The 11,563-nt window shown below is 40.6% G+C and carries 13 protein-coding genes; 6 read left to right on the forward strand and 7 right to left on the reverse strand.

The genetic code is table 11. The features are described 5' to 3' along the window. Positions 1-288 precede the first annotated feature (288 nt). The 4 genes from A0O21_RS05430 to A0O21_RS05445 form a co-directional block, all read right to left on the reverse strand. Complete coding sequence (locus tag A0O21_RS05430) at positions 289-1,104, reverse strand: aldo/keto reductase (protein ID WP_067062474.1); 816 nt, start codon at positions 1,102-1,104, stop codon at positions 289-291. A 79-nt stretch (positions 1,105-1,183) separates the two neighbouring features. Further along, on the reverse strand, positions 1,184-1,504 hold the full coding sequence (locus A0O21_RS05435; protein WP_067062477.1) for a carboxymuconolactone decarboxylase family protein: 321 nt from the start codon (positions 1,502-1,504) through the stop codon (positions 1,184-1,186). Between the two features lie 119 nt (positions 1,505-1,623). Beyond that, complete coding sequence (locus A0O21_RS05440) at positions 1,624-2,046, reverse strand: cupin domain-containing protein (RefSeq protein ID WP_067062479.1); 423 nt, start codon at positions 2,044-2,046, stop codon at positions 1,624-1,626. Positions 2,047-2,234: 188 nt separating this feature from the next. Next, positions 2,235-3,410: an Mbeg1-like protein gene (locus A0O21_RS05445; RefSeq protein WP_067062482.1), complete on the reverse strand. Its 1,176-nt coding sequence runs from the start codon at positions 3,408-3,410 to the stop codon at positions 2,235-2,237. 318 nt (positions 3,411-3,728) lie between these two features. On the opposite strand from A0O21_RS05445, the gene A0O21_RS05450 reads away from it, so the two are divergent. Then, positions 3,729-4,355, forward strand: a complete 627-nt coding sequence (locus A0O21_RS05450) for a Pr6Pr family membrane protein (RefSeq protein WP_067062485.1) — start codon at positions 3,729-3,731, stop codon at positions 4,353-4,355. Positions 4,356-4,467: 112 nt separating this feature from the next. Here A0O21_RS05450 and A0O21_RS05455 read toward each other — a convergent pair whose 3' ends face one another. Both A0O21_RS05455 and A0O21_RS05460 read right to left on the reverse strand, forming a co-directional pair. Beyond that, complete coding sequence (locus A0O21_RS05455) at positions 4,468-5,871, reverse strand: prolyl oligopeptidase family serine peptidase (protein WP_067062488.1); 1,404 nt, start codon at positions 5,869-5,871, stop codon at positions 4,468-4,470. A gap of 674 nt (positions 5,872-6,545) precedes the next feature. Beyond that, positions 6,546-7,010 carry a GNAT family N-acetyltransferase gene (locus tag A0O21_RS05460; protein WP_067062491.1) on the reverse strand — a complete coding sequence of 155 codons (465 nt, stop codon included), beginning with the start codon at positions 7,008-7,010 and terminating at the stop codon, positions 6,546-6,548. Positions 7,011-7,300: 290 nt separating this feature from the next. On the opposite strand from A0O21_RS05460, the gene A0O21_RS05465 reads away from it, so the two are divergent. Genes A0O21_RS05465 through A0O21_RS05485 form a run of 5 tightly spaced genes read left to right on the forward strand, consistent with a single transcriptional unit; the run spans position 7,301 to position 10,853 of the window. Beyond that, positions 7,301-7,618, forward strand: coding sequence for a PadR family transcriptional regulator (locus A0O21_RS05465; RefSeq protein WP_067062493.1), 318 nt, complete (start codon positions 7,301-7,303; stop codon positions 7,616-7,618). Beyond that, positions 7,615-8,208, forward strand: a complete 594-nt coding sequence (locus A0O21_RS05470; protein ID WP_067062497.1) for a DUF1700 domain-containing protein — start codon at positions 7,615-7,617, stop codon at positions 8,206-8,208. Before A0O21_RS05465 ends, A0O21_RS05470 begins: the two co-directional genes overlap by 4 nt. After that, positions 8,205-9,176 carry a DUF4097 family beta strand repeat-containing protein gene (locus tag A0O21_RS05475; RefSeq protein ID WP_067062500.1) on the forward strand — a complete coding sequence of 324 codons (972 nt, stop codon included), beginning with the start codon at positions 8,205-8,207 and terminating at the stop codon, positions 9,174-9,176. Before A0O21_RS05470 ends, A0O21_RS05475 begins: the two co-directional genes overlap by 4 nt. Positions 9,177-9,183: 7 nt before the next feature. Beyond that, entirely contained in the window at positions 9,184-9,987 is an 804-nt protein-coding gene (locus A0O21_RS05480) for a CPBP family intramembrane glutamic endopeptidase (protein ID WP_067062504.1), read from the forward strand. 32 nt (positions 9,988-10,019) lie between these two features. After that, complete coding sequence (locus A0O21_RS05485; RefSeq protein ID WP_067062507.1) at positions 10,020-10,853, forward strand: CPBP family intramembrane glutamic endopeptidase; 834 nt, start codon at positions 10,020-10,022, stop codon at positions 10,851-10,853. Between the two features lie 37 nt (positions 10,854-10,890). Here A0O21_RS05485 and A0O21_RS05490 read toward each other — a convergent pair whose 3' ends face one another. Continuing rightward, entirely contained in the window at positions 10,891-11,475 is a 585-nt protein-coding gene (locus A0O21_RS05490; protein WP_067062512.1) for a hypothetical protein, read from the reverse strand. Positions 11,476-11,563: the final 88 nt, after the last annotated feature.

Here is an 11,563-nt window from a genome sequence, read left to right on the forward strand (position 1 = left end):
TGTCTTTTGATGAAACCGCCAGCTAAAAAGTAGGCTGCAAAAGCTTAAATCAAGAAGGAAAACTGGCCATCTCCCATCATTCCAAACTGACCTAAAACCAGAAATCAGCAGCACGGATTCTTTATGCTGTAAAGCGGGAATTCAGTGTTCCCCTAAGTCTTATAAATAAAGCTCCCGTTAAATCGGGCGGACAGCAGGAACTGCCAAATAACCTTATCTCAACAGACTAAAACAGTCTGGAACTATAAAGTTCCAGACTGTTTTAGTGAATGCAAAAAATAGTTTTCCTTATTTCTCAATCGCCATAGTCTGCGGCCATCCGGTAATAGACTGACTTTTGTCTAACTGTCTCAGATTGCTGATTTCTTCCTCTGTCAGCTGGAAATCAAAGATAGCGATATTATCCTTGATATGTTGAGGATTGGTAGATCTAGGAATCACAACAATGCCTTCCTGAGTCAGAAAACGTAAAATAATCTGGGCTGCTGACTTTTTATATTTTTCTGCAAGTTTTTTAAATGCAGGATCCGTCAGTAATCCTGACATTCCCTCACCTAAAGGCGACCAAGCCTCATGAACCAGCCCCTGCTGATTTAAATAACGGTGCATTTTCTTTTGTTGGAAGAAAGGATGTGTTTCAATCTGATTGATAACCGGCTTGACTTCAGTTTTTTTGATGATTTCGTCAACCTCTAAATGATTAAAATTTGACAAACCAATAGCTTTGATTTTTCCGGCATAATAAAACTCTTCTAAAGCTTTATAGGTCCCCAGACTATCAGTTGTGGGCCAGTGAATAAGCACTAAATCACAGTAATCGCCTCCAAGCAGCCGCAAAGACTTGTTCAAGCCTCTAACAGTAGCTTTGTAGCCGTCAGTCTGCGTCTTAGTTGTAATAAAAAATTCACTGCGCTTAAGTCCCGATTCAGCCAGAGCCTGCCCTACTTCTCTTTCATTATGATAATACTGAGCTGTATCAATCAGCCGATAACCCGCTGTAATAGCGTGGCTGACATATTTTTTGGTCTGTCTGGGACTGATTGAGTAGGTACCAAAACCTAAAATAGGTATCTGTATCTTATTATTTAAAGTGAGATATTCCATAAATCCCCCTTTTTCTTTCAGTAAAATAAGGTCATCTGAACAAGCCTTCAGGCCAGCTATCTGCTCAGCTGCTTCTCCCTCAATCTGTCCAAATGTCTTTAGCTCGATTGAAAGCCGACCAAGCCTTAGGCCAACCGACATAAAAGGCAATATGAGTCAGAATCTCTGCAATTTCCTCTTTTGAAACACCATTATCTTTAGCACGCTGCAAATGATGTCCTAATTGTTCCAGATTGCCGCCGCTGACTAAAGCAGATACAGTCACAATAGAACGCAGTTTAGGAGACAGCTCTTCTTCACGGGACCAGACTTCTCCAAAAAGAACCCCATCATTAAGTTCTGCAAATTTTGGGGCAAAATCTCCCAAAAGATCATGCCCAGCTGTTTGTTTTTCTGCCATAATAAAACCTCCAACAAGCTACAAAGGCCGTTTAAAAATTCGTATGAAAATAGGGGATGGCAAGTGATGCTGGCATCACGATGACAGCTATCTTTTCACTAGAATTTTAGCCGTTTACTTTATTTCGCGCTCTGATTAGCTTCTTCGTATTGCTGATCATTGACCGCTTCAAACCATTCTGCCTGTCCGGCAGTGATGGCCACATGGGTAAACCAGGCATCTTTTGTAGCGCCATGCCAGTGTTTAACACCATCTTGAGTCAAAACAACATCTCCTGTTTTCAAGAGCCTGGCAGGCTGCCCTTCTTCCTGATAAAGCCCCTCTCCTCCAGTCACTAAGAGTATCTGATACCCTCCTACATGAGCATGCCAGTTATTGCGGCAGCCAGGTTCAAATGTAACATTGCCGACCCCAAAATTACCATCTGGTGCCTGAGCCAGCATCTGCAAATAAGACTGTCCAGTAAAAACATCTGAATAGGCGGTATTTTTATCTCCGACCGGAAAAATATGACCTTCTTGAATCTCTTCAAATTTTGCCATTTTATCACCCTCCTTCACTAGTTGCTTTTATTATAACGCTTTTTATAAATATAGCAAATACTTGTCATGAATAACTCTTTATAGATAAAAAGCATAGTAAATCGGCTTCCCCACTTTTAAAACAGCTCGCCCTAGCTATATTTTTAAATGCGAAGTTATATACCTTCTCAAATCTTCTCAGAATAGGATTAATCTTTTTCAGCAGACTTTAAAAAATCAGGCAGAGGCAAAAGCATTTTCTCCCAGGCTGCCAAACGTGTGTGACCGACAAAAGCCAAGAAAAAGAGACGGGCAGACTTTAATAAAAGGATTTTTTTGCTGCTATCAATAGAACGAAAAGATGCGACAACATTGGCCAATTTCCGACCGGAAGCTGTATCAAAACTCAAATCATTTAAACTGCTGATTCCACTGGTTATAATGGTATCAAAAAGGGTATCAAATAAACGTTTTAGTTCTTGACTGCTTAGATCTCTGGTCCATTTTTTAAAGGTCTTCTCCAGGTTCACGCTCAGGTCTGTCGGTCCTTCCTTTGCTGGGAGTAAACAGTCTTTTGCCATATCAACCTGCCAGTTAGTGGCCTTATGCTGACCGATACCAAAAGAAGACGAGTCAATGATTTTCACCTCAGCATCAATGTCCAGCATCACACCGACAATAGCTTCTTGCGGACGCAGAACATGTACCTTCTTACGAATCGCCTGATAGCCCCGAGATTGTAGGACACTGGCTTGCAGTCCGGGAGAATCGAACATATAGACTGCTGCAATTTTCTTCTGCAGTTCTGCTTTGACATAGGTACTGGCATAAACAGCCAAATTGCCGCCCTTAGAATGTCCTGAAACAATTACTGGGCCAGGCAAGGCCGCTAATGCTTTAGTCAAATAGACGATTGCTGAGCGGTGAGCTGGAATCTCCCGCATATAGGTCAATTTGAAGTCTTCTTTCCAACCAATCATGCTGTCATCGGTTCCGCGAAAAACAAGCTGTTTGTATTCAATTTGCGGCAGTTTAAAAACCATGGCAGAAAACTGTTTTTCAAATTCAGTGCTGATATCATTGACATAGAACTCAAGACACAAATCAACAAAGCGTTTACCGGAAAGCATCAGTTTAAACAGCTCAAGCCGCTCCTTTGTTAAAAGGAAGTCATAGGAAACGGCTTGATTTTCCTGCTTTTTCTGATAGTCTTTCCATAAGTGATAAAGTTTTACTTCTCTCCTTAAATCAAGCCCATCTGTTATGAGCTTGCTAAAATCTAAATAGCCAATTTCATTTAAAATAAGAATGTCCAGTTCATTTAAAGGCAGATCTGTAAAAGAAGTGTTCCTGTGCTGCTGAAGATAATTAACAATTGTGGCCATAATTTTGTCCCCTTCTACTAGTCCCTAACCAGCTGCGGTTAGTAAGAAGAGAGCAGCACTATCTTTTAAGGCTTGAACTTTCATATACTTTCACTAGAGCTGCTTCTTGCTTTGTCCACATTTTACGGTTATTTTTCTTATCAGTCAAGGAAAAATATGATAAGATAGAAACAGTTTTCTGCCAACTGATTAAGAAAAACACCTCTAAAGGCATTTTAAGTTTAAGCAGAGTTTTTGCCCCCTGTATTAACTCTTACTGTTCTAAGCCTTTATTTTTTCTGCGGTTGGGTGAAAAAGATAGGAAAGAGGTTTATTGCCATGTCAAAAACACAGATTTTTCGGCTTTTAGCTGCCGGCTGCGGTATTTGGGGAGTCAGTATCCAGCTGCATCAAGGCGGAGCTGGTATGCTGCTTTATTATACTGTCCTTTCAAATATTCTCACCTTTTCTTTTATGCTCTACCTCGTGTATTATGAAGCCAAACGAGGGACAATCAATTCTAATCCTCGTTTGCTGCGCATCAAAGGCGGAGTAACTATGGCTATTGCTATTACTTTTATGATTTACCATTTTCTTTTAGCACCTCGAGTTGACCCTGAAGATTTCTGGAATATCCGCAATTTTTTGGTCCATTACATCGCTCCTTTCTGTTTGATCCTTGATACACTTATTTTAGACCGCAGAAATAACTACAAATGGCAGGATCCCTTCTATTGGACAATCATCCCACTGCTGTATTTTGCCTTTGCTATCTTTAACGGAACCCTTTTACAGCTTCCGGTTCCCGGCAGCAAAGACAGCCCTTTCCCCTATTTCTTTATCAACACCAGTCGCTATGGCTGGGAAACTGTTGCTAAAAACACCGTCCTTATTGCTATAGCCTACCTACTTTTCTGCTACGTCTTAGTCTTTCTTAAAAAGAAGATTGGGGCAAAAAATAAATAAACTAAATAATAGGGAGACTAACTTTTCCTATGATTGCATTTTACAGCTGTTTAAAAGTTATTAAGCCTTAATAAAAAGGTAAACTTCAGTTTTAGAAGTTTACCTTTTTTACTTATTTTTTCTGGGCATTTAGCCAGTCAAAAATATTACTGTATTCAATGCCGTCAACAGTTGCCTTGCTGGCACCTCCTCGTGTGGGATTTGTAGCAACAAGACCGGACAGCCCAGACATGGAGCCAATATTCTCCCGGCTTTGCACACCTGTTACTTGATTGTTAAAGAAATAAATCCAAGCCCAATGGCCGTTATACACTTGCCCAGGTAAATCAGTCCCCAGAGCACTCTCATAATAAGAGATCCATTTATTCTCAAATCCAGCATCTATCATAGCTTTATAAAAAGGCAGAGCACTTTCAGATGCCGGAATGGTGGTATCTGCTTGAGAATGAATCAGCCACATTGGCTGATCTTTCAAAGCTGATAGCGTTTCTTCATCCAAACTGTAAGGTTTGTCATCATTATCAGAAGCTGTCTGATAGGAATAGGGAGCAGCAATTGGTACCAAAGCAGCGAAATAATCCGGATAATGTATCCCCATTTCTAAGGTCATAGCTCCGCCATTGGAAGCACCAGCTAAATAGATACGGTCGCTGTCTATATCTGGATTGTTTGCCAGATAAGCATCAATTGTCTCAATCAGAGCTTCACCGTATTGCTCATTCCAAGCTGTTGGTGCTTGAGGGACCAAAACGTAAGCACCTGTTTGTTCCCCGCTTCCGCTGGAAGTAAACTGACTTTGAATCTCCTCTTGTGTCAAAGCAGCCACCTTATTTGACAAAAGAGGAAAGTTTAAATCGGTTCCTGCTTCACCAATACCATGCAGCCAGACAATCAGAGGGTTTTTCTCACCGGCTGCAGCAGATTCAGGTTGATAGGCTGCATATGGCAGACTGCTGGTTCCTCTATCTGAAAAACGATCAGCTGAGGGAGTTAGACGGTTTTCAATTGCTTCCTGTTCAGAGCTAACCAATTGAAGCTTCCCAGAGCCGCTTCTTTTCAGTCCGAGTCCGCTGACTTTCACCACATAGCTGTCTACCCAATAATTACGATAGGTTGATAAATCAAAAGTAAAGGGAGAAGCACTCTGAGCAGGGTCTTCCGTATTATAATCAACAGCCAATTCTAAAGCAACATGGTTGCTTTTAGTATATCTGTCTAAACGGTTGCCTTGAGCATCCGATAAATAAACGTCATTGATTTGTCTGGCAATTCCTGCTGTGGCTACTGCAGTTTCCGAATTCAGTACAGCTTCACTTAAAGGCTTATCAGTTTCCAGAACAATCTTAGAAACAGCCGGTCCAAACTCATAACTGTCCAAAACAATTTTTGTCTGCACAACTGTAATACTGTTCTTTCCTGCCCGGTCAGACCTGCCCCGGGCCTGAACCTGACTGCCGGCCCAAAAAACAAGCACTCCCAATGCCAAAATCCCCATTACCTGTAAAATCTTTTTCATCTTAATCTCCTCCTTAAGATACAAAGGCCGTTAAAAACGCAAAAGGAAAATAGGGGACTGACCGATGAATCATCAAGATTCGAGGTCAGGCTATCTTTTTCCCGCAGCGTTTAGGCCGTGTTCAATTAACAAGATACAAAGGCCGTTAAAAACGCAAAAGGAAAATAGGAGACTGACCGATGAATCATAAAGATTCGAGGTCAGGCTATCTTTTTCCCGCAGCGTTTAGGCCGTGTTCAATTCATAAGATACAAAGGCCGTTTAAAAAATCTGTGATAGCCAGTGCAACTGCAGTTTTCCTTAATTAGGAGAACTGCAGTTATGTTGTCAGAAAAACGCCTGATTTATCCGGTATTGAGCGGTGAAATACAACAACCGTCCCCGATAATACCCCCAGTATAGCACTTTACAGCAGATTAGCAAACGCTTGCGAATTACTAGTTGATTTGTCATAAAAAGCTTTAAAGCAAGGTTTTTTAAACTATAAAAAGAAAAAGCTTCTCAAATAGCTGAGAAACTTTAATCCCTTTACTATCGCTTTAACATGGGAAAGTCAGGCGAACTGTATCATATGTTTTACAATTTACCAACAAATCAGTTGCATACAGGCTGAATCAGCTATGCCATCTGAACAAACCAGTCTGTTAATGCTTATTCTTTTAGTGATTTCCTCCTTAAAGAATCTGTTCCAGACGTGTTTCCTGAGCTCTCAATCCTTGACGCTCATAAAAACGCAAAGCCCCTTGATTATCATTCCAAACATTGAGTGTCAGATTATAACAGCCAATCTCTCGGGCATATTTCAAAGCAAACTGATAGAGCTCAGAGCCGATTTTCTGCCCTCGCGCTTCTTCATCGACACAAAGATCATCAATAAAAAGAGTTTTATGCGGGACTGACGGAGCCTTAGCTTCCTGTATAATTGTGAACAAGTGTCCCAAAATTCGGCCATGCTCATCCTCGTAAACAAAAACCGGACGCAGTTCATCAGCTATCAATCCTTTCAGCTCTTCTCTGCTGTATTTTCCGCCTTTAGCCGTAAATAAATCAGGTCTGGCCTGATGGTGGACAGTCAAAATTTGCTGCAAAAGCTTTTCAAGAGCAGGAATGTCTGTTTTCTGTGCAGGTCTGATTGTCATTTTGCCATTTAGTCCTCACTTTCATTCAAGGTACAGTGCTGAATGAAAACACTGCACGCCTTCCTTTGTTTATTATAACACAGTTTATCCTTCTGCTGCACCGATTGCCCTTTAATATGCTGACTCCCTTTACTTTATTACTCTGTGAAAATGACGGTGGTGTTTTTAGGGATCTTAAAACATTTTATGTTATTTGACTGTTTTCTATTGACATCTGCTTGTAATAGGTATAAAATTTATATATAAAATAATTATATATATAAATATTATACATGAAGTGAGTGTATGTTATGTATTTTCCTATTTCATCTATCTTAATTGAGTATTTAGTACTTTCTATTATTGAAAAACAGGATTCTTATGGCTACGAAATCAGCCAAACCATTAAAATTGCCGCTAATATTAAAGAATCCACTCTTTATCCCATTTTGAAGAAATTGGAAAAGGCCGGCTTTCTGACGACTTATTCACAGAAATATCAGGGCCGCAACCGAAAATATTATGCGATAACAGAAGAGGGAAAGGCACAAACTGCCTACCTCAAGCAAGAATGGCAGGATTATAAAGCTGTATTGGACGGTATTATTGAAGGGAGGATTAGGAAATGACACGCAAAGAGTATTTAGAGCAGCTGGAAAAACATCTAAAAAAGCTGCCGCAGCAGGATTTTACAGAGGCTATGGATTATTTTTCAGAGTATTTTGACGAAGCCGGACCTGAAAATGAAGCGCAGGTCATTGAGGAATTGGGGAGTCCTAAAGAAGCAGCCAATGAAATTCTTTACCGGCTCTTAGATGAAAAAATGGATCAAAATCCCAAGAGCGCCAAAAGCCGTGCTAATCTGCTCTGGATAGCCCTGTTAGCTCTTCTGGCTTCGCCTGTAGCATTTCCGCTGTTTATTGTCGCTGTCAGCCTTTTGTTTACTGCAGTTATCGTTTTTTTCAGCCTGCTTCTTGCAGCAGTCTGTGTTGCCCTTTCATTTTTGGTTGTCGGTGCAGATTTTATTATCGAGGCATTCATGACAATCCCATCTGATTTTGCTGCCGCACTGGTAGAACTTGGAATGGGAGGCCTTTTTCTGGGTCTGCCGCTTTTGCTGATTCTGCTTATACTGCAAATCGGCAAATGGTGCAGTCAGCTGACTGTTACAGTGGTAGGCGGAACTGTTTCTGCTATTAGAAAGAGGGGAAAACAATGAAAAGATGGAAAAAAATAGTTCTTATCGCGGGACTCTGTCTCTCATTTTCAGGAGCAATCTTACTGCAAATCGGTTATAAAGCCGGTGGCTTTCAGTCAATGGTAGATAAGAACAAAGGAGACTTTATCCTGCAGGAAGAAAAACTGACTTCTTTTAACAATCTGGAGGCTGATTTAGACAGACTGGATATCAGCATCAAAGAGACTGACGCTAAGCAAGCCTACTTAAGCTATTACAATGTTAAAAATCAATCCCCTCTTAAACTGACTAACCGAAAGGGAAAGCTCCGTCTGACAGAAAATAAAAAAGTCACCTCAGTTTATAAGAACAGGATTCATCTGTTATCAATCAGTGATCTTATTCTATGGTTACAGCAAAGCTTTGCAGATCAGCCAAATCCTTATCAAGCTGTCCTCTATCTGCCTAAGGGAAGTGAACTGACCAGCTGTTCTCTGTCAGTCAACAGCGGCGACCTCAAGCTGGCTAACTTAACAGTAGATAACTGTAGTTTGGAAGTTAAAAATGGGGATCTTTCTATCTCAGGCAATTCCTTTAAAAAAAGCGAAGTTCTGGTCAGCAATGGTGATTTTAAAGCCGCTGACTGTCAATTTCAAAATGGAACTTTCATTATTTCTAACGGAGACAGCAGGCTGAACTCCGTTACTATGAAAAACTGTTCACTCGAAAGCGGGAACGGAGATGTTAAGATAAATGAAGCCATTGTATCAGACAGCAAACTGCATTTAAACGATGGAGACCTAAAGGCAGAAGAAATCAGCTTTAAAGGAATAAATGATATCAGCAACCAAAACGGTGACAGTAAATTTGAACTCTCTTCTTACAATGTCTTTGTAACAGCTCAGTCGCAAAATGGAGACTGTTCAGTCAGCAGCCAGGCAACAGCTGATTACAAAAGTGATAACCGTCTGACCCTGTTTAGTGTTAACGGTGATTTAAAAGTAAGGTAGGTAAGACATGGCAGCAAAGAAACAAGCTTTTTTCAGCAGGCATATTATTTTCAGCACATTTTTAATTATCTTCGTCATGCTGGCAGCAGGTTTGTTAGCTGGATTTGTCTATTTATTGCCCACAATAAAGGAAAATGATAACTTATCCTCTGCCCTCTTTGCCTTGTTCTACTTAAATTTTGCTCTAATCTTTGCCAAACTTCTGGCTGAACGTTACTGTCGGCTAAGCCTTAAGGACTGCCGTATCTGCCTATCCCTTCCAAAAATCAGCTGGCAAATCGTTGGACTCCTTCTGCCATTAACAGTCTTGGGGGGCCTCCTGCTCATTGGAGGAAAACTATCTCTAAGCCATCAGCCTTGGGGCAGAATTATTATTGGCACCCTAGCTGCACCGGCAGTAGAAGAACTCTTTTTCCGAGGGCTCTTACTGACTGTTTTTGAAATTAAATATTCCAAATTCATAGCTGTTCTAGTCCCTGCAATAATTTTTGCTCTCCTTCATCTGTTAAACGGTCCTTTAGATTTTTTGACAGTCTGTCAGCTTCTCCTTGCCGGACTTTCCTTTAGTGCACTTCTTTCTTACAGTGTTTATGAGACCAATTCAATTAGTGACAGTATCCTGATTCATGCCCTTTGGAATTTCTTCACCCTTCTTTTCACTTTCAATAATACTTCCTTCTGGTTTGGCGGTCAATACGGCATTGACATTTCTCCAATTGCTGTCCTTGCTTATCTGTCAGCCCTTTTGATAATTTATCTGCTTAGAACGTCAAACAAAAGAAAGCTTAAATTCAGCCGTTCTAATACTTGAAAGATTTCTATCAATTTTCAGGAGGCTTTATTATGATACAGACATCATTTCAAGACAGGCTGCTGACACCTTTCACCAGAGCTTGTCTAGTGACCCTCACAGCTTTACTGCCCATTTGTGCAGTCGCCCTGCCTCTTTTCCAAAACGATCTGCCCCCAATCCTTTATAACCTTTATGAGATCTTAGTTTGTTTAGCCTATATAGTTTATACCTGGTTTTTTACACGAATTATTGATCGACGGCCTTGGTCAGTTTTAGAATTGAAGCTTGATAAAAATGCCTTAAAGGGGTTTTTGGCCGCTTTATTATTAACAATTGTAATTGTCCTTTTAGGGAGCTGGCTGTCTATTGTCTTCTTCCACGACCGTTTTTCTGGTACAGTCCGCTTCGGCCTGCCTGAACTCTGGACTAGCTTTGCACTTTCCTTTTTATTGCAGGGCTTCCCGGAAGAAATGGTTTGGCGCGGTTATCTGGTTCAGACTTTGCAAAAAAAGCCAATGCCAACCTTATTCATATCAAGCGCCCTCTTTGCCTTAGATCATATTGTTCATATTATTCCTTTTTTTGGCGGCAATCCCTACGACAGTGAAGGCTATCTCACTATTTTTTATGCTTTTTGCCTTGGTATTTTATCCTGCTTAATGAAATACCTTTTTCGGACCACCTGGGCTGCCGTTGCTGTTCACGGCAGCATGCATATGACTTTACAACTCCTGACAGCAGTTATCCCAGGCTTCTATGAAACAAAAACCATGATGCTTGTCACTCCCTGCTTAATGCTGCTGACAGCTGCTTGGCTGCTTTATCACTATCGAGACAGACTAAAATCTTGGGAAAGTATTGAGTCAGCTTCATTTTTTAGATAAAAGAAAAAAGAGGCTTTATCCTGCCTCTTTTTAGTGTTTATTGTCTGTACAAAATGTTATCTGCGTAATCCTCTCCTCCGACAAGATCACTAGTAATATAAAGACGGTCTTTATCATGGTCAGAGGTATCCGTATAGCCTTCAGCAAAATAATCTTCCGGCAGTTCAGATCCAGCCTTAATAAAGTAAAGATCATATACCAGACTGCCGTCTGCTGATGTCAGAGTCGCCAAATAGGTATTATCATCCAACTGCTGGTAAGGGGTGATGGTGAAATCAATCGTTCCCTGAATGTCACTGCTTTCCAGCCCTTCAGCATTAAAAGTTAAACTGTTGCCATTACTGCTGAGCCAAACACCCGCAGCACTGTTATAATCTTCGTTAGCCAGAGCAGCTATATCTAAAGCTTGATCCGTCTGAGATGTTTCTGTATTCTCACTTGTATCTGATGAACTCATCAGAGTCTGTGCTGTTGAACTGGATGTTGTCGTACTGCTTTCTCTATTATTAATATAGGACGAAACAGCAAAAATAATCAGTCCTAAAGCCAGTAAAACCACACCTAAAATGAGGAAAATCCTCAAGGTGTTGCTATTATCTGCTTTTTTACGATGACGTGCCATAATGTCAATTCTCCTAAATTCTTATTTCTTTCTATTGTACACAATTATCGACAATAAGAACAGTCTTTTAGCATAAAAGAAAAGAAAT

Source organism: Streptococcus pantholopis, assembly GCF_001642085.1.
Classification (GTDB): domain Bacteria; phylum Bacillota; class Bacilli; order Lactobacillales; family Streptococcaceae; genus Streptococcus; species Streptococcus pantholopis.